17 protein-coding genes are annotated in these 21,793 nt (G+C 53.8%); 6 read left to right on the top strand and 11 right to left on the bottom strand.

All coding sequences use genetic code 11. The annotated features are described in order from the left end of the window. The first annotated feature begins 101 nt into the window (after positions 1–101). Complete coding sequence (locus KTT_RS15500) at positions 102–1,793, top strand: phospholipase D-like domain-containing protein (RefSeq protein WP_126596845.1); 1,692 nt, start codon at positions 102–104, stop codon at positions 1,791–1,793. Here the strand turns inward: KTT_RS15500 and KTT_RS15495 are convergent. Next, a complete protein-coding gene (locus KTT_RS15495) occupies positions 1,790–3,175 on the bottom strand; it encodes a glutamine synthetase family protein (RefSeq protein WP_160145900.1) in 1,386 nt (461 codons plus the stop codon). The genes KTT_RS15500 and KTT_RS15495 overlap by 4 nt on opposite strands. A 358-nt stretch (positions 3,176–3,533) precedes the next feature. Next, on the bottom strand, positions 3,534–4,157 hold the full coding sequence (locus KTT_RS15490; RefSeq protein WP_126596843.1) for an RNA polymerase sigma factor: 624 nt from the start codon (positions 4,155–4,157) through the stop codon (positions 3,534–3,536). A gap of 536 nt (positions 4,158–4,693) precedes the next feature. On the opposite strand from KTT_RS15490, the gene KTT_RS15485 reads away from it, so the two are divergent. The 4 genes from KTT_RS15485 (at position 4,694) to KTT_RS15470 (ending at position 10,093) form a co-directional block, all read left to right on the top strand. Further along, positions 4,694–6,646: a serine hydrolase gene (locus KTT_RS15485; protein ID WP_126596842.1), complete on the top strand. Its 1,953-nt coding sequence runs from the start codon at positions 4,694–4,696 to the stop codon at positions 6,644–6,646. Positions 6,647–6,982: 336 nt separating this feature from the next. Next, a complete protein-coding gene (locus KTT_RS15480; protein ID WP_160145899.1) occupies positions 6,983–8,425 on the top strand; it encodes a MurT ligase domain-containing protein in 1,443 nt (480 codons plus the stop codon). Positions 8,426–8,435: 10 nt separating this feature from the next. Next, entirely contained in the window at positions 8,436–9,242 is an 807-nt protein-coding gene (locus KTT_RS15475; protein ID WP_218030898.1) for a type 1 glutamine amidotransferase, read from the top strand. 29 nt (positions 9,243–9,271) lie between these two features. Beyond that, positions 9,272–10,093: a phosphodiester glycosidase family protein gene (locus KTT_RS15470; RefSeq protein ID WP_126596840.1), complete on the top strand. Its 822-nt coding sequence runs from the start codon at positions 9,272–9,274 to the stop codon at positions 10,091–10,093. 177 nt (positions 10,094–10,270) lie between these two features. Here the strand turns inward: KTT_RS15470 and KTT_RS15465 are convergent, their stop codons facing one another. From KTT_RS15465 to KTT_RS15425, 9 genes are all read right to left on the bottom strand, one after another. Further along, the gene (locus KTT_RS15465) at positions 10,271–11,149 is read right to left on the bottom strand and encodes an amino acid ABC transporter permease (RefSeq protein ID WP_218030897.1); all 879 of its coding nucleotides are present in this window, start codon (positions 11,147–11,149) and stop codon (positions 10,271–10,273) included. Between the two features lie 25 nt (positions 11,150–11,174). Next, positions 11,175–11,846, bottom strand: coding sequence for an amino acid ABC transporter permease (locus KTT_RS15460; protein WP_126596839.1), 672 nt, complete (start codon positions 11,844–11,846; stop codon positions 11,175–11,177). A gap of 31 nt (positions 11,847–11,877) precedes the next feature. After that, positions 11,878–12,804: an ABC transporter substrate-binding protein gene (locus KTT_RS15455; protein ID WP_126596838.1), complete on the bottom strand. Its 927-nt coding sequence runs from the start codon at positions 12,802–12,804 to the stop codon at positions 11,878–11,880. Between the two features lie 69 nt (positions 12,805–12,873). Next, a complete protein-coding gene (locus tag KTT_RS15450; protein WP_126596837.1) occupies positions 12,874–13,692 on the bottom strand; it encodes an amino acid ABC transporter ATP-binding protein in 819 nt (272 codons plus the stop codon). A gap of 384 nt (positions 13,693–14,076) precedes the next feature. Further along, positions 14,077–14,382, bottom strand: a complete 306-nt coding sequence (locus KTT_RS15445) for a flagellar biosynthesis anti-sigma factor FlgM (RefSeq protein WP_160145898.1) — start codon at positions 14,380–14,382, stop codon at positions 14,077–14,079. A 377-nt stretch (positions 14,383–14,759) separates the two neighbouring features. Further along, entirely contained in the window at positions 14,760–16,232 is a 1,473-nt protein-coding gene (gene murJ, locus KTT_RS15440; RefSeq protein WP_126596835.1) for a murein biosynthesis integral membrane protein MurJ, read from the bottom strand. Between the two features lie 321 nt (positions 16,233–16,553). Next, positions 16,554–16,751 carry a hypothetical protein gene (locus KTT_RS15435; RefSeq protein ID WP_126596834.1) on the bottom strand — a complete coding sequence of 66 codons (198 nt, stop codon included), beginning with the start codon at positions 16,749–16,751 and terminating at the stop codon, positions 16,554–16,556. A gap of 402 nt (positions 16,752–17,153) precedes the next feature. Beyond that, positions 17,154–17,351: a KGG domain-containing protein gene (locus KTT_RS15430; protein ID WP_126551677.1), complete on the bottom strand. Its 198-nt coding sequence runs from the start codon at positions 17,349–17,351 to the stop codon at positions 17,154–17,156. 711 nt (positions 17,352–18,062) lie between these two features. Further along, positions 18,063–19,430, bottom strand: a complete 1,368-nt coding sequence (locus tag KTT_RS15425) for a sensor histidine kinase (RefSeq protein ID WP_160145896.1) — start codon at positions 19,428–19,430, stop codon at positions 18,063–18,065. Positions 19,431–19,781: 351 nt separating this feature from the next. Here KTT_RS15425 and KTT_RS15420 point away from each other — a divergent pair, with 351 nt between their 5' ends. Then, the gene (locus tag KTT_RS15420) at positions 19,782–21,695 is read left to right on the top strand and encodes a HEAT repeat domain-containing protein (protein WP_126596832.1); all 1,914 of its coding nucleotides are present in this window, start codon (positions 19,782–19,784) and stop codon (positions 21,693–21,695) included. The last annotated feature ends 98 nt before the right edge of the window (positions 21,696–21,793 follow it).

Below are 21,793 nucleotides of genomic sequence, written 5' to 3'. Positions count from 1 at the left end.
GTTTTGTGTTTGTCTCCTTTAAAGCTTATTATCGGGTATCATTATTTGAGTCTGTAATAATTTGGCATTCTTTAATTATTTACTGGGAGGCTATCATAGGTATGTATAGTGAGTCAAAAGAGATTACCGCGACTGACTGGTGGGCATTGGGCGATACCCCGGTGCGCCGTGATTCGCGCGTAACGTACTACGTAGATGGGCAGGCGACCTTTATGGAGATGTGCCTGTGCTTTATGCGCGCCACGCGTTCGATCTACCTGGCCAACTGGGGAATGGAGCCGGATATGCTGCTGGTGCGGGGCGAGGATCTATTGCCCGAGCAGCCTGAACAGAATGCGCGTGCCACGTACATCGAGGGCCTGCGGGCACAGGGCTTGCAAGAGGCCGATATCAATTTCTGGTTGACGCACAGGCTGTCGGTGAAAGAGGTGCTGGCATACGCGCTGAGCAAGGGGGTCGAGGTCAAGGTGCTGCTGTGGAAGGCCAAGAAAGCCTTCGCGGTATATGATCCCCAGGCGGCTCACGATAAACTGACCGAGATGGGGATCACCTGCCTGCTCGATGATAGCGCCGAGGGTATCCTGCATCATCAGATCGAGTCGCTGCATCAAAAGGTGACGGTGGTCGACAATGAGATCGCCTTTGTAGGTGGCCTCGATCCGTTGATCGAGAAGGAGGATGATTTCGATCGCTGGGATACGCCCGAGCATCCTTTTGATACCCCACTGCGCCGTACAAAGTCGGGTAAGTCTCCCCATGGCTGGCATGATACACACGCGAAAATCACGGGACTGGCCGCAGGGGATGTGGCGTTGAACTTTCGCCAGCGCTGGAACGATCTGATAGCACGCCATCACCTGGAGCAGTTGCATATCCCAGAACAACCTATGCCCGCCCCGGTGGAAAGCCAGAGCATCGTGCAGATCGCCCGTACCGTGCCGAAGCATACCTATAGCTTTGATAAAGAGGCCATTCTGGGCATTACGCAGCTCTATGATCATGCATTCACCAACGCGCAGCAATCCATCTATCTGGAAAATCAATATTTCTGGCAACGCGCTTACTACGGCGTTGATATCTCGCTGCTGGGTAGGGATAGCGCGGAGATGGAGGAACACATCGGGCAGATCATCGAGGCCCTGCGCCGGGGCGTTACCATGAGCATCATCCTACCCGATCATCCCAATGTGGGACGTGCCTTCAGCGACGCGGCCCTGATGCGGCTGCGGAACGAGGCACCCGAGGCGGTGAAGGAGAGCAGGTTGCACGCTTTCTGCCTGGCCACCTCACACTTTAAAATGGAGGATGGCCTGCTGCACTATCGCCCGATCTATGTGCATTCGAAAGCGGCCATCATCGATGATACCTGGTCTACCGTCGGCTCGGGCAATCTAAATAATCGCGGCATGCACGACGATACCGAGATCAACGTAGCGACGCTGGATAGCTTCCTGGCCCACGGTCTGCGCCTGCTGCTGCAAGCGGAACACATTGGACTGCTGAAGCCAGAAGAGCTGGCCGCGGCCTCACGGCTCTATCGGGAACAAAACCTGGATACGCAGGCGCGGGCACTGGCCGAGAAAGCCTTCCAGCAGATGGAAGAGGCCCTGCACGATCCCTTCCAGGCCGTTCAGTTGATGCGACAGAGGGCCGAGGAAAATCTACAACGCTACAAGGAACGTGAGCCTCTCGTCGGCCATTTACTGCCGTACCTGACCGCCGAAGAGGCCGCGCAACATAACTTAAATGTCCGCGAGGACCATGGCTGGATCGAAGAGCCAGACGCGCACTAAATTAGTTCCAGGTAGCGGCGGCGCTCCCAGTTGGTGACGGCCTTCTCATATTCCTGCACTTCCCAGCGGCGCGTGGTGGTGAAATGCTCGACGAAGTCAGCTCCCAGGTATTCGCGGGCCACCTCGCTGCGCTCGAACAGGTCTGTGGCGGCGGTCAGATTGCGGGCTAAAGGATGCATCTGACCGCTAGCGAGGGCCTGCTCAATTTTCTCCTGACTATACGCATTACCCTCCAGGCGCGCGGGCAGTTCCAGCTGGCGTTCGATGCCATAGAGACCGCTGGCCAGCATGGCGGAAAAGACCAGGTAGAAGTTGGCGTCGGCCCCTGGCACTCGATTCTCCAGGCGGATAGATTTGCGACCGCTGTTAATAACGCGCACGGCGCAGGTGCGGTTATCCATGCCCCAGGCGGTATTGAGCGGAGTCCAGGTCCCCTCGATGTAGCGTTTATATGAATTGATAGTGGGGGCATAAAGCGCCATAAAGTCGGGCATCTTCTGTAGCACACCGGCCAGGAAATAGCGCATGGTAGCGGACATGTGGTCCTCGGCGTCATCGTCCCAGAAGACGTTGCGCTCACCAGCCACGTCCCACAAACTGATATGGGAGTGGCCGCTGCTACCATCCTCATCAGCGTTCCACTTGGCCATAAAGGTCGGGGTGAAGCCCTTCTGGTGGCAGATCTCTTTGATGCCGTTCTTAAAGAGCATGGTGTGGTCGGCCGCTGTCAGGGCGGCGCTGTAGTGCATGTTGATCTCATACATACCGGGTCCGTGCTCGCGGTTGTAGCCCTCGATCTCAATACCGTAGGTACGCATCTGACGCACAATCTGCCCGATCAGATAATCGTCGGCCGTGGCATGGCTGATCACGTAGCAGTTAGTGCCAGGATTGATTGGCGTCAGATCCGGACCAAAATCTTTGCTGCGCAGCGACACCTGGTCTTCACGGAAGAAACGCATCTCTAATTCAGAGGCCGCCATGGCGGAGAATCCCAGGTCGCGAGCGCGCCCAAGCAGGGACTTCAATACATAGCGCGGTGAGACGTTGATGGGATCACCATGCTCGGCTCGCAGATCGCAGACGCAGGACGCCACTTTGTCCTCCCAGGGAACCAGCGCGAACGTATCGAGGTCGGGGATCATCACGAAGTCCCCAAAGCCACGGTTAATGTTGCTCACCTTCAGATTGGGGAGCACATTCTCCGCGATATCCCAGCCAAATAACACATCAGATTGGGCGAATCCATCTTCGAGCCCATCCAGGAAGAATGGTGCCGTGACGCGCTTACCACGGAAGACGCCATCGATATCGGACACACCAAGTTTGATGTATTCAACTTTTCCATCCTCAATGAGACTCTTAACCTCAGCGAGCTTCATCTTATTGTCCCCTTCTTTCTCAAAATGTGTCTTACTCTCGTTTATTGGGGCACGTGAGCGCCCCCGCTCGGGCGTCCGCATGCGCGGCCGCATTTTTTATATATTGGTACATCGGGCGCGCAGATGCGCGCCCGATGTACCAATATATAACCCTTGTGCCGCCGCAGGGGCTCATTCATGCCCCTGTTGCACCATCACTGAAATAGCTTTTGAGCGCCCACACACAGGCGTTCGCCCATGAGCACCACCGGGCCTTATTTGTTAGTATAAAGAATGCTTGTTTAACGTTGGCAGGGTAGCATGCTCTTCAGCAGCACGTCAAGTGGGCGCACCGGTCTGGGATGAGCGGGTGGCACAATTAGAGGATTTGTTGCAGGGCGGAGCGTAGAAGCGGACGGGCACGCTGGAAATAGGTCTTGGCAGTATTTTCAGGCATGTTAAGGAGGCGCGCGATCTCCCCAAAGCTGAGCTCCTGGGTATAGCGCAACATGACAATGGAGCGAAAATGGGGCGGGAGATGGCAAATAGCCTTGCGCAGCAGGCGGCGCATCTCTTGCTGCTCCACCACCACCTCGGGCAAGGGATCTTCATCTGGGATGGTGTCCAGCCAGGAAAAATCGTCGTGCCCCCCACTCTCTTCTAGCTCGCAGAAGAGGAGCGAGCGCTGCTTGCGACGCTCATCGATACAGCGATTCCAGGCCACCTGAAACAACCAGGCCTTTAACGGCTCCCTGGTGCGCTCAGAATAAAGGTTGTCGCGCAGACGCGGCAGCGAAACATAGAGTTGCAAAAACACAAATTGCAAGACGTCATTACTCCACTCGGCCTCTTTGAGGCTACGCCGAATAAAATTGTACAGAGGCAACTGATAACGCTGGACCAGCGTCGTGAACGCCCCATCGTCTCCCCGGAGGGTGGCGACGATCAAGGCATGATCAGAACAATCTGAAATACAGCTAGAAGTATCAAATTGCACAGACATTACGAAACATCCTACTTTTTCTATTGAAAGGATTGAAGATACAGTTACGTTGCATGCAATATAATAGGTATTGTAATGCAGACAGGGCTTCGCCTCTTTAGAAAGAACTATAACAAATAATTTTGAGGGAAGCTTCAAAATTATGTAAAATTTGCCTCAATAGATCATCAATTTATGCCCAGGGGCAGTCAGGATAGGGTTAACTGTGCCTGTGTAGAAACGGGCCGCCCTCTCCAACTGAAAATGGTCCGACCGACCCACAAAAAGCCGGGGGAGGCCGGGTTCATTACATTGATTGAGAAGCTCTCCTCATAAAGTTGACAATAATGAAATTAGCTGAGTAAGATAGATGGAAGTAATTAAGAAGTAATAAAGCCCATAAAGCAATACATTCATATATTATTTTACTCGCCTTCGGCGGCGGTAAGGGGGGTGTGAACCGGGACGGCCCGCACCCCGCAAGGGGCTACCGCCCCTTGACCCCGCTGAACGCTATTTTTAAATAGCCCTGTCTACGGCATGGAGAGGATTGGCGGATGGGCAGAACACCGTCACAAAACAATGACCATCTGGATGAAGAGGCAACGGTGCGCGACGTGCAGCGTTCTAGTCGCGGACGCCGCCAACCAATACTGGATGCTGGCTATGAAGCCGAAAATGAAGAGTACGAGCCCGATGAACATCCTGAGATTCCCAGGATACGCCGGGCGTCGCGCATGTTAGATCTCGAGTCTGATCTGGAGCCGACGCGTTCACCATCGCGGTCGGCACAACGAGCACGACTGGCGAAGCCACAGCCCGGCGGACGCGTGAATACGGAACAGTTTCAGAGGCGGCGCATGAATCTGCGCGAAGAGCAGGCGCGTAAAGATCAAACCAGGGTCAGGCGTCCTCGTACCTATGTACATGATACGCCAGAGGGCAGGCGCGGCGCCCCCCCCGAAGCGACACAAACGCGACGCCCCAGGACGTATGGTGATGAGCCACCCACGGAACTGACGCGTACACGCCGCCCCAAACCGCGCGTCTATATAGAAGAGCCTCCTGACGCGCCCGATCCAACGACGACAAAGAGCAGGTTGGCCAAGGCGCCCACCAGAAGCAAGCAGCCGCCTGTCGCATACAATATACCGACGGTAAAACAATCCTATACCCGCATCGAACGCCGTGAGCGGAGGGCGCAGCGCCTCATCTTTGATATGTTCCACACGATCAGGCATAACCGGCCGCTGGTCATGATACTCAGCGGCACGCTGATCCTGCTGGTGGTCATATCTCTGCTAACCAATACGCTGCAGCAATCATCCGGAAGCACTACGGCGCGGTATCCCGGCTCAACTGGCAATCCGTCCCCGACAGGGACGGCAGTTATCAAGCCCGCCAATCCGGCCAATCCACACGAACTGGTGATCGTGCCGCCCAATAACAACCATCCCGCTCCGCCGACCCTGGCGACGTCGGCCTATCTGCTGGATGCCGATACGGGGGTCACGCTGTACGCCCACAATCCATTTATGCATATTCCGATGATGAGCACCACCAAATTGATGACAGCCCAGCTGGCGATTGAGCATGGCAACCTGGATCAACAGGTGACGATTACCCCCACGATTAATAGGGATCTGCAGACGCTGTCCGCCGATAGCTCGCTGATGGGGATAAAGCCGGGCGAGACCTATAGCATACGTGAACTGCTGTATGGTCTGCTCCTGGTATCGGGCAACGATGCCGCGCTGGTCATCGCCGATGCCGACGCGGGGAGCGTCCCCAAGTTCGTGGATGAGATGAATCAACGGGCCCAGCAATTTGGTCTGCACGACACGCACTACCGCAATCCACACGGTCTACAAGAGGACAATCACTACTCAAGCGCCCATGACCTGGCTGTGCTGGGTCAGCATGTCTTCAGCAACGCGCTGATCCGTCAGATCAGCTCGACCAAAGAGTACCACATCGTGGGCAATAAGCAGCATGCCGAGCACTTTTTAGAGAATGGCGACCAGTTCCTGTACTGGTATCCAGGCGTCGATGGCGGCAAGACTGGCTGGGACGCGGGCGCCAACTTTCTGCAAGTGATCTCATGTACCCGCAATAACCACCACCTGATCGGCGTTGTGATGCATACAGCCGATTGGTGGACCGATATGCGCGATCTGATGAACTATGGCTTCAGTACGTTTACCTGGCTTTCGCCGCGCGAGATCAACGCCAGCGTCCATCCCATCCCCTTCGCGGCCGAATGGACCTACTTCCATAGCGATACGCGCCAGCGCACCATCCCAATGGGCAACGATGGACGCTTCTACGTCTTTACCGAGTACGCCATCTCGGGTCCGATCATGCACTACTTCGACAAAAATAAGGGACTGGGCAAATTTGGGTATCCAACTGGTCCGGTTAATACAGCCGCTAAAACTGTAGTCAGTCAACGTTTTGAGCATGGAACGATCCAGTGTGATCTACAGTCAAACCAGTGTAAAACGGTTTAGCGCCGATGATGGCAGCAACAAAATTGAGAAAGAAACCATAGTAGCATCTGGCGCGTTATTTTGGTGAAAATAGTGACACGGCAACATGGTCTTGAGGGTATGCCGTGACCATGTGCCTAATTCACTTGCTCGCTATACTCATGTTTGTTATACTTCAAACGGCGAACCTGTAGACAGTAATTTAGCCCAATTTGTACTTCTACACACATGTCTCTAGCCATAAATGTTTACATAGCCAGAGGCATTGCGCTCATGTTCCTTTTGACGCGGCGTGATCCAGCGGGACTCCTCCCATCGGTACGCCTTGAAGCAATTTTAGTCAGGGTATGGGTTTCTATGCAAACAGAGAATTCAAACAATGACAGCACTACACCGTCTGGATTAAGTAGAGCACGCCTGGCCTTCGCGATATCCGCGGGCAAGTTGGCAGGGGCCTCCGGACGTTTATTTCATATCGGAGGCGGCACCAGCCTACCAGGCATGATCGCGCGCCGCATCGATCCAAATGTGCTGAAATCAGTGGTCGGTGGCAGTAAAGCCAAGAAAATTGTGATTACCGGTAGCAACGGAAAAACGACGACTGCACGCATGACGGCGGCCATCGCCGACGCGGCGGGCCATCGTGTCTCGCAGAACCGCACAGGCTCAAATCTGCTGCAAGGTGTGACATCCGTGGCGGTCAACTTCTCTGATCTCTTCGGGCGGCTGGAGAGTGATGTCCTGCTCTTCGAGATCGATGAAGGAACCATACCGCTGGCGGTGCCCGAGATTCAGCCCGACGTGGTCGTGATTACCAACATCTTCCGCGATCAACTCGACCGCTATGGTGAGCTGTATTCGGTGGCGCGCGCTCTCAATAAGATGCTGGAGGACCTACCGGAGACGGCGACCATCCTGCTCAACGGCAACGATCCACAGGTGGCGAACTTTGGCATCAACGCCAAAGCGAAGCGCATCTTCTTTGGTCTGGAGACGAAGGATATCGGCACGCCGGTCCCTGAGCAGTCGGCTGATATTATCCGCTGTATCCACTGCGATAGCGATTTCAACTACGAGGTGGCCTACCTGTCGCACCTGGGTCTGTATCGCTGTCCTGAGTGCGGCTATACATTGCCGCCCCTCGATATAGCCGTCACCTCGGCCTCGCTGGCAGAGAATGGAGAGGGACCCAGCCATATCAAGCTGCGCACCCCCAAAGGGGAAATGAAACTGGAGATCCCGCTGCCCGGCGTCCATAACATCTATAACGCCGCCGCCGCCATCGGAGCCGCGATGGCCGCTGGCTTCTCATTGGATACCGTACAGACGGCGATGACGAATATCCGCACCGCCTTTGGCCGTATGGAGAAGATCCAGGCTGGCGATAAGACGATCTATCTCTCCTTCGTCAAAAACCCCACCTCCTTCAATCTGATGTTGCGCCTGATCGCCCAGCATCCGAGCAAGAAGCACCTGTTAATGGCCATGAGCCACACGGTCGTCGACGGACAGGACTTTGGCTGGCTATGGGATGTGGACCTGGAGGATATCGCGCCCGATATTCTGGACGCGGTCTGCAGCGGCAATAAATCGGAAGAACTGGCCATGCGCCTGAAATATGCCGAGGTGCCCACCAATAAGATCACGCTGATCGAGGATCGCGAGGCGGCGCTGGAGGCGGCCATCAAACAGGTTGAGCCGGGCGGCACGCTCTACATTATGAGTGGTTACACTCCAACCCAGGAGTTACGTCGAGTTATGCAGAAGCGCGGCTGGGTCAAGCACTTCTGGGAAGAATAAGGACAAAGACATGAGCGAGAAACGAACAGATACTGCAGGGATGGTAGTCAGGATCGGACATCTGTATCCGACCTTGATGAGCGTCGCGGCCGACCGGGGCAATCTCTTTTCCATTGAGCGCCGCTGCAAATGGCGCGGCATCTCAACCGAGGTTGAGCAGATTTTTGTGAAGCAGACGCCAGACTTTACAAAGTACGATCTGATCTTGATCCACGGCGCGGCTGACCGTGAGATGGAGATCGCCTCAAAGGATATCCAGCACAAGGCCTCTTCTCTGCTTGAGGCGGCCGAGTCGGGTTCGGTCTTCTTGAGCGTGTGCGCCGGCTACCAGTTGCTTGGCCACTACTATAAACCATTCGATGGTCCTGAATTAAAGGGTGTCGGTCTATTCGACATGTATACTGAAGGTGGGTCGACACGTTTTATGACCCACATGGCCCTCGAATGCACATTTGAGGAGACCGGAACCAAGGTTCTGGTTGGCTATGAGAACCATAGCGGACGCACTTATCTGGGTCCCAAATCACAGCCGCTGGGCAAGGTCCTGGCCGGCTGGGGCAACAATGGTAAAGACGGTGTTGAGGGCGCGATGTATAAAAACGCCTTCGGCACCTATACCCACGGCCCGGTCCTGCCGAAGAACCCGTGGTTTACCGATTTGTTGATCCAGCGTGCGCTTGAACACCGCTATGGCAAAGTAAAGTTGTTGCCATTGGACGATAGTACCGAGAACGCTGCCCATGATGCCGCGCAAAAGCTGGCGATGGAGTTCAAGGGAACAATGTCCGCGATTGAGGCAACACCCTGGAAACGCTAGCATCTAGCATAGCAAGGAAATAAATCGTCATGCCAGCAAAACATGCCCTCAAGCTTACGTTGCTGATTGCGCTGCTGGTCTGTTCATTGCTGGCCTGCGATGTGGTGCCCAGCATCACCATGAATGGTACTCCAGTTACCGCTCCATCTAAAGCCGGTGGTAGCGATACGTTGAATACCTGGACGCAAACTCAGCCAGGGGTTGAGTTGCGTCGGGAACATTGGAAAGGCGCGAGCGGAAACGAGGATACCGTAACGATCACGCGCTTTGATACCCATAAGGTTCATGTCAGTATCGGCTATCAACCAGATAAGCCTTTGCAGTTGAAAGATTGGATGCAGCAGACGAAGGCGATCGCGGTCATGAATGGCGGGTATTTTGATCAGCGTAACCAGGCGACGGCCCTGGTAATCTCAAACGGGCAGGCCAGCGGCAGTTCGTATCAGGGCTGTTGTGGTATGCTCGCGGTGGATGCGCAGAACAATGTGGACATCCAGTCGTTGAACGCCCAGCCCTATGATCCCTCCAATCAGCAACTGCTGCAGGCAACGCAGAGCCGGCCGATGTTGATCGAGAATGGAAAACGTACCCAGTTTGAGGAGACGGCCGCTTCCAGCCCTCGTAGCGTGGTGGCGATGGATAATCAGGGTCGACTCCTGTTTATCGTCAGTCCGGCGCAGGCCTTCACGATCGACGAACTGGCGGATCTGCTTGTCCAATCAGATTTATCGCTGAAGACAGCACTCAATCTGGATGGTGGCAGTTCAACCGGGCTCTACGTGAACTCGGGCGATCAACAGGTCAGCCTCGATTCGGTAACCCCCCTGCCGATTGTGATCATCGTCAAATAATTATCCTGAAACAAGAAAGCTCGCAACAACGATTAATCGTTGTTGCGAGCTTTCTTGTTTGTATGTTGGTATAGTTATTATTTAGATATATGGGTGCATTGGGTGCGCGAATGCGCACCCAATGCACCCATATATCTAAATAATAACTATACCAACATGATAGAAGTCAGATACTCTCTAACGTGCCGCCGCCAGGCGCCGTTCCATGATGCGTGCGATGAGGGAGAGGGGATAGCACATCGCCAGGTAGAAGAGGGCGCCAAGAATAAACACGAACATCTTGCTGTTAGGATCGACCTGCGGCAGGGCCAGTCCCGTGGTCACGTATTCTAGCTCGACAATGGCCATCACCAGCAGAAAGGCGCTATCCTGAATCAGGGTGATGAAATTGTTGGTCAGTGGCGGAATGATCACCCGGATGGCCTGTGGCAGGATAATGTGCCGCATCATCTGCCCCGAGTCGAGTCCCAGGCTCAGTGCGGCCTCGGTCTGGCCTTTTTCAACGGAGAGAATGCCAGTGCGAAACACCTCGGTCAGATAGGCCCCATAGTTAAAGCTCAAGCCCAACACGCCATAAAAGTAGCTATTGAAGTCGGTCGGCACCAGGCTATTGTTCTGCAGTACCGTCATACCATTAAAGGCCAGGGTGTATGGATCGAAACCGAGGTTAGACAGAACGAGCCGCACCCCAAAGTACCATAAGAAGAGCTGCACCAGCAGCGGTGTGCCACGCGTCACCTCAACATATATCAGGGCGATCCAGCGCAGTACACGGAAGCGTGAGAGGCTGCCCATCGCGCCCACCAGACCAAAGATGATGGCCAGGATGGCGCTCAACACCGATACCACCAGCGTGACCAGTGTCCCTCCCAGCAGCGTGGGCAGGTAGACCAGCGCCTGTTCCCTATAGGTATAGAGATAGTAAAGAAAGGAGCCCACGGCGATCGCGAGCAGTATATAGTAGAGATAGTCCGCTCCTACCATGCGGTGGCGCGGCCAGAGGTCGCGCTTCATATCTGGCGGCCGATTGGTGGGTCGCAAAGATTCTGAGATCATGGTTTCCTGTCCTTCATTCGTTTCATCACAGCGCGGCGCGCAGGCGGCGCTCCAGAAATCTGGCCACATAGGAGACCGGCAGGCTCATCAACAGATACAGGACAATCGCCAGCAGGAAGAATGGCATCGGATTGCTCGCATTCCTGCGCACAAAGAAGTTCAGCACAGACGTTAGCTCGGTGCCAGCAATAATGCTAATGATGGCAGAATCTTTGAGCAGATAGATAAAATCATTGACAAAGGGCGGGATCATCAATGGGATCGCCTGTGGCAGCTGGATGCGAAAGAAGTTCTGGCCGGGCGACAGGCCCAGGCTCAGCGCAGCCTCGGCCTGACCCTTATCGACCGAGAGGAAGCCTGCCCGGTAGATCTCAGCTTCGTACGCCGCGTAGTTCAGGGCCAGCGTCCCAATACCCGCCGTCCAACTATTAATCCAGAGCGCCCAGGATGGATGTATGCCGGCCAGCAGTCCGCCCAGTCCATAGTAGACGATGAATATCTGGGCCACGATCGGCGTGCCACGCACCACTTCAATAAAGATACGGGCTGGATTACGTAGCCAGATATACTGAGAACCATCCATCAATGCCAGGAGCAATCCCAACACCAGGGCCAGGGGAAAGGATACGATACAATAGAGAATAGTATTGCGCGCTCCGACTAAAAAACTGGGCAGAGCAGGCCAGATTACATCCATTTGTTACTCCATACCACAAACAGACAGAAACTTATTTGACACCAATGGCCGGCTGCTGGTCGGTCCAGAGTCCCCAGCGCTGATAGATTCCCTTCAGCGTGCCGTTGTTCTTCAGCTCGGTCAGGGCCTGATCTATCTCTTTCTGCAGCGTCACAGCATTGGGGTTATTCTTGTTGAAGGCGATAACATAGTCGCTGGCATCAAAGGCCTTGCCAATCAGCTTGAGAGACTTGTTGACCGCGCCGCCAGAACCATAGCCCAGCACATAGTAGGTAACGGTCGAGAAGTCGATCAGGACGGCGTCGATGCGTCCCAGAGCCAGGTCGTTGAAGGGCAGGTCTGGATCATAGGATTTGAGCTTGATCTTCTTGTTGGAGGCCAGCAGTTCCTCCGCTTTGAAGCCGGCGCCGGTCCCTACCGTCAGACCCTCCAGGTCAGTCAGGGAGAGGTTATCATTGGTCGTCTTGCTGGCAAAGCGGCTGTCGTTGGAGTGCACAACGATCTGCTGTCCATTGCGATAGTAGGGCTGCGAAAAGATCTCAGTCTTCTTACGGTCCTCTGTAATCTCCCAACCATTGAGGATGACGTCGAAGGCGTTGGCCTGCAGCGACTGATCCAGCTGCGCGTAGTCGGTCTCGACCTGCTTCTGCGTCACGCCCATGAGATTGGCGATAGCGGTCGCGATCTCCAGCTCAAATCCGATCAATTTGCTGGTCTTAGGATCGCGGTAGACGTAGGGAGCACCATTATCAGAGGTCGCGCCCCACTGCAACGTATTGGCGATTTTTAAGCCCTTGCTCCCTATCTTTGAGGTTTTATTGCCATTGCCAGCAGGTGTGGTTGGAACATTGCCACCACAGGCCGCCAGCAGAGATTCGAGCGCGCCCCCGGCTGCGGCCAGACCGCCAAGCTGAGCAGCGCGCTGCAAAAAGACACGTCGATTTACATCATGAGCCATTATTATGCCTTTCTAAAGACACCATTAGTCCAGGTAAAAAAATGAAAAAAAAGAAAAGAGCGCGGCCGTTTATGGCAATACCGAAAGGACACGCTCAAGAAAAAGCTGGGTGCGTTTCTCTTTGGGTCGCCGGAACAATTCGTCTGGATCGCCCTGTTCAACGATCGATCCGTCTGACATAAAGACGACGCGGTCGGAGACGTCGCGAGCAAATTGCATTTCATGGGTCACCACAACCATGGTGCTCCCTTCATAGGCGAGGTCTTTCATGACTTTTAACACCTCACCAACCAGTTCCGGGTCCAGCGCGGAGGTCGGCTCATCGAAGAGGAGGGCGCGAGGCTGCATCGCCAGGGCACGCGCGATCGCGACACGTTGCTTTTGACCACCAGAGAGGCGGCCGGGATAGACATCCCGCTTCTCTAATAGCCCCACTTTGGCCAGTAAGCTTTCACCCAGGGCGACGGCCTGGTCTTTGGAGAGCTTACGTACCAGCAGGGGTGCCTCAATTACGTTTTGCAATACCGTCATATGAGGAAAGAGGTTAAAATTCTGGAAGACCATGCCCAGCTCACGACGAATCGGGCTCAGTTGCTTCACCGGAAGATTGGGGTTTAAGCGCTCCCCCTGAATATAGATTTCGCCGCTTGTCGCCTTTTCCAGGGCATTCAGACACCGAATGAGGGTGCTCTTGCCAGATCCGCTAGGACCAATTAAAGCTACGACTTCTCGCCTTTTGACCTCGAAATCGATATCCTTGAGCACATGCTTGTCGCCGAAATACTTGTTGAGCTTATCCGTGCGGATAACGATATCCCCCTCAACCGGGGTAAGATCCTGTAGTGACGCATTTTCAACAGCCTGAGATCGCTGGGATTCGGGATTCATGCGTCTGCCCTCCTTAGGCGTTAGTCCTTGATACAATTCAGCGCGTATCCTCACTTGCACAATACTATAAAGCGCCCCTGCCCGCAGGCGCTTCGATGTAGATGGTGTGGTTGATTAACCGGAAGTTGGCACACAAAAAAATTTACCATTTGTGATTACGAATATTGCTGGCCTTTGATAACAACCAATCAGGCATTCAATCAAAAATTATACACGATCTCTGTTAAAACTGTGTATTTATATAACGCAATAGGACTGCCAGGGCACGGGGCCACCTTCTGCTCATGTGGAGGGAGATAAAATATGCGAATCTATCATTGTAGCACAGCTAAAGCAGAGCCGGGTTCTACCCTGCCTTAGCTGTGCTACAATGAACACGGTCACTCAATGCCTGTTCCTCTGCCTCAGGCCCATCAACGCGCTGGCAGAGGGAGACACCTGCAGGATTCGAGCCAGCTGGTTGCTATCGCAGGAATATACCCCTGCCTCAACCTGAGCCTTTAATTGTTCTACCCGGGTGGTGCGTGCCTCACCATCTGTCCGTGCCAGTAACAGCGCCTTCAAATAAGCGCTGTCCGCTTTCGGTCCCGGCGCCTCAACTTCTGTGCGTGGATATATAGTTGTTGTATAACACGTATCCGTTAGAGCTCCATGCTCCAGCGTGCGCGAATGCTTTCTTTGTATATTCATAGCTGGCGACCTCCACCTGCGTCTTCTCATTACCTCTCAAGCCTCGCCCATCGATACCTCTCCCTGCCAATCAAGGGAGCGGTGCAAGGCGAGAGGAGGAACAGAGGTACCCACATCCTCAACACCCAATTACTACTTTCCAAACCATTCCTCCGCCCCATCTTCCAACCGACTCTGTCCTCTCTCGACTCACATATAGAGCATAACCTAGTTTTTTAAGCATCAGTAGAGATATTTGTCACTGAATAAGAGGACAAAAAGTCCCAAATCGATAGAGTAGAAGAATTTGTTTCTATAGTGGCGCAACAGGGGCGCGAATGCGCCCCTGTTGCGCCACTATAGAAAACATATAGAAAAAAAACCGGCGCGAACGCTCTCTAGGCAGAAGTTTGCTGACGCGCTTTCAGGTAACGGCGCCGTTGCTCAAGGCGTTGCATTCCCTTATCGTGCTTGCGTTTGCGGCGCAAACGCAAGAGCAGCAGCGCGGCCATGATGGCGGCTTCAGATCCGGCCGCGATGGCCAGCGCCAGCGGCACAACGAGAATAGCCATGGTGCCGTGAAGAAACTGGAACAAGAAATAGAGCATAAACCAGCGCATCAAGAGCGCGTATGTATTGGTCACGAACGGGGTCCAGGCATCTTTGAGGGCAAAGAAACCGCCCGAGAGAAGATTGCCCGCAGCCAGGCCGGGTAGCGCACAGGCATACCCCAGTAGCGCCAGGTTGGTGAGTTCTGAGGCATGGGGATCAAAGGCACCGTGCTGGAAAAGCAGGTGGATCATAGGCTTGCCGAGGACAGCCAGCACAATAGCGGCGGGCACCGTCAGGACGATTGAGGCCCCGATTACCTTCCAGGCCATCTGGCTCATGCGCACATAACGACCGGCGGTAGATTCAATCGCTAGGTGCGGCATCAAGGATTGTCCGATGGCCTGACCGATCAAAGCGACGGGCAGTGCCTGCAACATTTCCGCGTTGTGCAGCGCAGCCAGGCTGGCGACATCGGGCAGATAGGATGTGAAGTGGGTATCAATGATGTTGCCGATATACGCAACGCCAACAGCCAGCGCATTGGGCAACAGCAGGATCAGGACCTGCCGTAAACCGGGATGGCGGAAATCCCAGATGAATGAATAGCGTACATGCTGCTTCGCTAAGCCCGGCAATTGTACCACCAACTGCAGCAAGACAGCTACCAGCGTCCCATAGGTGGGGCCGTAAATGCCAACACCAGGCACAAATCTGGCAACCAGCAAGCCTCCAATCAGACCTACATTATAGACGGCCAGCGAGAGAGCCGGAAGCAAAAACTGGCGGCGGCTATTCAAAATAGCCGTAATAACCGTGCCCATTCCTAGAATCAGGGGCTGCAACAGCATGATGCGCGTTAAGGTCGTGGTTAAATCTTTTTCCGCCGATGAATACCCAGGAATCAGTACATGGTTGACAAAGGCGGGCGCGATATATTCGCCAATCAGCAGCACCGCGGTCATCGCTACCAGCAGCATGTTAAAGACGAGGCTGGTTAAGCGCCAGGCCTCCCGATCACCTTTTTCTTTTTCATATGCCAGAAACACCGGTATAAAAGCATTGATAAGAGCGCCACCGGCAATCAAATTGTAAAGGGTGTCGGGTAAGCGTGCCGCCGCGTAATATGCATTGGCATCAGGGCCGGCGCCGAAGAGGGCATTAAAGATAACCTGACGTACTACGCCTAACACACGAGATGTCATGAGGGCAAGCATCAGAAGAAACGCACCCTCAAGCACGCTGAAACGACGCAGAGATAAACCTCCACTCAAGCGAAAATTGCTAACCTTAAAACTGAGGAAACGTCCTCCCCAGGCCATACGACGCTTGCGAGGCGCTTCTCTTTTTTTAGACAGTTGTTGGGATGCATCGCTCTGCGGTTCGACATCGGCAACTACCGATGGTGAAGCGTCACCCGTGTTACGTGGTTCGTACGAGATAAGAATCCCTCCTCTCGACCTGACAAGACACAGTTCAGTCCCATTGAGGTCGAATTATACCAGTCTATTAGCATTAATGGCTAGCTAATACTCAAAAAGTACTGCTAAGTTTAGACCTTAGTCAAGGTAAAGTAAAAGTACGTTTAAGGCGAATAATATTGGCTCACTCTAGCATACTCATGCTTTCGTGGGTATTAAACGCTATAACGATGCGCTTTTGGGACGGGGCTTATAAATGTTTAATCCTATCTTGATATCTTCGCGACCGGGAACGGTGATGTTGCCCTCCGTGCTGGCGATGGTAATAGATTTTCCGCTGGAGGATAATCCATATTCTTGTCCCAGGTCTACGGCGATAATCAGTTTGTTGCCCTCAACTTTTAGATCTACATTTTTCATGAAAATTTCTCCATCTCATCAAAATGTCAGGCTGTGCAGCCTGGCTGCTTAGAGTAGGTTTTCGTGTGAATGGGCTTGAGCGCCCGCGCTCGGGCATCCGCATACGCGGCCGCACCTGTTTTTTGGTGAGTTGGTGCGACAGGGGCGCGGCTGCGCCCCTGTCGCACCAACTCACCTATGACTGTGAAGCACTGCTGAGCACCATTCTCTCTTCCTCTATTAGAGAATATACCTTAAGGATGAGAAAAAGAGGAAACGAAGAGGGAGAAGAGTACTTGTTTGATAGATGTGATAAAAAAAATGCGCGCCCGGGCGCGCATTTTTTTTTATCACATCTATCAAACAACAACATAAAGGGGAGGCTGGTTGATAGTCCAGCCTCCCCCTTATGTGAGATAACTTCTACGCCTGAACATTATACTTTGAACGTCTGCGACTGATTGAGCCGCCCTTACGTCCGGCTGCCTGAGCCTCTTCGCTTGTCCACTTATGGGCTGTGCCTAAAGCATGAGCGGCCTTCCCGCCTTTGCTTGCTATTTCACGTTTCTTTTCGGGACTCATCGACGCGAAACCACGGCCACGCCCTTTTTGTGTTTGCATTATCTTTCTCCTCCTAAAAGAGTGTGAATTTTAACACCCTTAACTCATTCAGGACGTAAGAGTACAGGGGGGGGCCCCTTAACTCTCTTCCCTACACATGTTGTCTCCCTGGTACTCATCTTGAGGTCGATGTAGGACTCTCTCTAAACCTACTACTAACAACACGACTCATCTGATAGTTTAGATACACATGAGACGACCAATTTTTTTCTCAATTTAAAAACTCATAGCGCCAATGTATAAAGTGTTATTCTTTATACACTGAGTTTCAAAAAGTCTGTTTTTTACAATCGCCTAAAACCAGAGGGTATGTAAAGCCATCAAATACGTCAGAACGAGAATATGCATAAGCTTTGTCAACGTCTTTTGCGGGTGCAGCGGAACAACCCGGCAATGTATACAGGATAACAGGTGTTCGGGGGCCGCAACAACCCATGCATAAAATTTTCAGCGTTTTCTAAGGTTCGCTCATCTATTTCTAAGCAAATGGTCGGGCCTAAAGGAATAATTGAGCTCAAGCACTCCAGATCGCGCTAGAGTTTCAGATGAAAAAGCACAGCATTTTCTAATGGTTGTGGTGCATTTAGCGTAGCAAGTACTAGTACTACCATAGGAAGATAGTTACACGAATCGTTCAGGAAGAGGAAGGCTCTTTTTCAAGCTCATGCGCGCGTAAATGCAAAACAATGGATAACAGCATTGCAGCTCTTCCTACAGGAGGACTGTATCTGCAGTTGATAATGCATGCATTAGCGAGGCCGAAGTGGAGGCTGCTGGCAGGGTCAGGGTGATAGCGGTTCCTCGACCGTTACCGCTTTGCAGGGCAATCGTTCCATCCATCGCCTCAACCAGCCTGCGCACAATATACAGGCCCAGACCTACACCATTGACGTGGCGCGCCATCACCTGTGGTAGACGCAAAAAGGGCTCAAAAACCATCGACTGCTGCCACGCGGGAATTCCAATCCCATAATCCCTGACGGTAATACATAGCTGAGGCAACTGCTCCTCCGTTACCAGTGAATGGTCTTTCAGGAGCACATAGTTGGTCAAGGGAAGCGTGTGGGTGGTATAGATGAGGATCTCTATGAGGCCGCCCTCTGGTGAGTACTTGATGGCGTTCTCCAGGAGATTCTCCAGGACCTGGCGCACGCGATGCTCATCGGCCCAGGCAGATGGAAGTTCAGCATCGGCCAGGCATTGGATCGTATAGGATGATGTCTCCTGCAACGCGACACGATCCTGCATCTGCCGGGCCACGCGCTGGCATAACGCCACCAGATCCAGTGGCTCTGGACGCACGGTTATGCGTCCCGACTGGATACGCGCCAGGTCCAATAGATCATCAACCAGGACCTCCAGGTGCTGCACCTGTTCCATGACCGATAGCAGGTAGCGGCGCTGCGACTCAAGCGGCATGGCATCCACGACCTCTTCATCTTGCCCCGCAAAGCCATAGGTCTGCAGCAGACCTACATAACCTTTGATCACACTTAAAGGGGTGCGGAAATCATGGCCGATCATGGAGAGGAGCGCGTCCTGTTCAGGTATCTTCCCCTCCCCTCGATCCAGTTCGAGCGGGGAGGTTGAGACGGCGGCTGAGGCATCCGTTGCATTGGGCTGTCCACAGCTTAGCTGCCGCAAAACGTGCTCAATCCTCGCGGCCACACGGGGAAGAAACTGGGATAAGAGTTGCCCTTCACCAGGTCCAAACGCGTCTTCATAGCTGGCGGTGCACACCACAAGACCCACGTTTCCGCTCGGGCGCCAGAGAGGGGCGATCAGCATAGAACACGGTTCTCGATCCTCTCGCCTTTCCAGGGGCATGACAAGCTTCCAGATCGATTTAGTCTGGATAGCGATATCGCATATGGCCCTCACCCGCTCTTCTATCAGCGGCCGCAGGGCATGAATTGATCCATAGCAATGGGTGCGGCAGGCAAGATGCCCGCCGGCCTGCATTAAGAAGGGGTGACAGAGGGTAGCGTCAGGACAGTATAAGAACAGGCCCACGTCTTCACAGCCCACCAGCTGACGAATAGAGGCGGTCATTGTGTGGAATATCCGGGGATCAAGCACATCCATCTCCTTCTCCGCTACACCCTCCGATAGAATTCTACTTTAGTATATAGAAGGAGCCAAGAAGCGAACGGCATTATAGCGTACCGAACGGCCCGGATGCGCATGAAACAGAGTGATACACCCTTGACCGGCCTGAGGTTGAACGGTACAATTAAACCACGATACCCAGATGCGATCGAGACAATCTTTTTACTCAAGCCACGTACACTGTAAAGAGGCAAGCTCACGCATGAGCATCAGCCCCTCTTTATATTTCCCATCTTAGAATAATGGATACTACAATAGGTAGCTCTGTTATCATACTAATGTGTAGCGTATGCCAACCAAGGTAAGAGAGGGCCATAGTGTATGTCTGAGAGAGACAGCAAGCTGGAGCAGTCCATTTCCCCGGGCGACAACGAGACGGAAACAGAGGGTTTTCTGTATATCGAGCAGAGCAGCGACAGAATTCCTGCCGAGACAGATGGTGAGGCATCCGAACAGAATAAGGTTGAACCGGTCACGCCCCTATCATCCCGCAATCGCGAGCGCGCTGGCACCATTGAACACCTGGCCGCGCGCAAATCCTATCCAGAGATAGACAAGCAATCGCCCGAGCTCAAGCGACGTCTAAGCACGCTGCGCACAGAGGTTACGCGCATCCTGACCAGTTTACGCTGGGAAGGTCAGTCGATAGAGGAGACGGCCCGGCAACTGGTCCCGCTCCTCAATATTGGCCCTATCCCCCAATGGCGCGATACATTGATCCCTTTTCTGTACGAGATTGATCGTGGGGGCGCGTTAATCCCGGTCTGGCTCACGATTATCGAGCAAGGGGACCCTACGGATCAGCCACCCGATACAAATCCAGGAGAGACGGCACAGGGTCGCGCCCGTCGCTACGCGATCCTGATGCTGGGGAACTATCGCACGATGGGCATCGCGGGTACTGGATCACAGGCGCGTTTCGCCAGCCGCAAAGAGGATGGCAGCCTGGTCACGATGGATCTGGCACAATATCTGGGATCGCTGGCGACAGATCCAGATGTCTCTCTGTATGCGTGCCACTCGCTGGTCAAGCACGCGACGATGGCTTCGATGCAGGCATTGATCGGTGCCTTGAAGGAGGCCCGGGGCTGGGCAAAAGTGGATGTAGTTAAGAGCTGCCTGGATTTCCAGCAAGAGCGCTTCTATGATATCTTGATCGATAATGGACTGGAACACGCGGTAGGGCTCGAAAACTATATCGCCTTGCCGCTCTATCGCGCCATTCCACTTGAACGTTATCTGGAAAATAAGCATGCATCTCCGCGCCTGAGGGCCAATGCCGCGCTGATCGTTCAGCAGGTGCTGGTGGACAGCAATAATCTGCCGCTAAATCCATCTACAGAGGAGACGCAGCCACCCATTTTTAACGATCACTTCCCCGTGGTCGCGCAGGCTTTGTTGCAAAGCGCGACCTATGCGCCAGACTGGCAGCACGCGGTGGCGCTACATCAGCTGGGTATCCTGATGGGCCGCTACTGGAGCGAAATCAATAAAAACACGATCACGGATCCACGCATCCTGAAGCCCATCTACCAGGTGCTACCCCTGATGAACGAGGTTGAACGTTGGATGAATGGTCCGGGACGCGATGCCTTATTGCAGGCCATCGCCAATCCAGAGGAAGAAAAAATCATCCCTATCGCGCGAGCCCTGGGAGAGCTCAAAGAGCCACGCGCCACGACCCCGATTATTGAACGCCTGGAAATAACGAACTCGCTGAGGGATCGCGCGCATGCTTTAACCATTGGTGCGCTCTGCGATACGCTGGGCCGCATCGGTGATCGCCGGGCCGCCGCCCCTATGTTCCAGCTCCTGACCCGCACAGTTGATCTTGAGCGCAGGCGGCAGATCCCCAAAAGGGCCGAGACCCTGCCACAGGGTGATCCTAACATACCAGGCAGCATTGTCTACGCCGCGGTCGTACACGCATGTGGACAGATCGGAGATCCCGGTGTCATTGAAGGCATCTGGGATGCCACCAGGGACGTTGATCCATATGTACGCACCCAGGGTCTGGAAGCCTTAAAACTGCTTGATCCACAGGGTGAAAGGGAGAAGAGCAGGGTGATCGTGCGCCAGGCTCTACTTGATCCGCGCGCCTCCGTGGTACGCACAGCCGCGTCCCTCGTACGCCAATACCGGGACACGGACGCTGCCCCCATCCTGCAACAGGTCGCCGATGAGCGCACCGACCTCACCTACGAACTCCACGATACCCTCCGCCAGCTCACATAAAAAAACCTTTTTTGAGGGATGTGGCAATGTCATAGAGGGGCGCCAAAGGCGCCCCTCTATGACATTGCCACATCCCTCAAAAAACAAGTGAGCGCCGC

The organism is Dictyobacter aurantiacus (assembly GCF_003967515.1).
GTDB lineage: Bacteria > Chloroflexota > Ktedonobacteria > Ktedonobacterales > Ktedonobacteraceae > Dictyobacter > Dictyobacter aurantiacus.
This window is presented reverse-complemented; position numbering and strand designations above follow the sequence as displayed.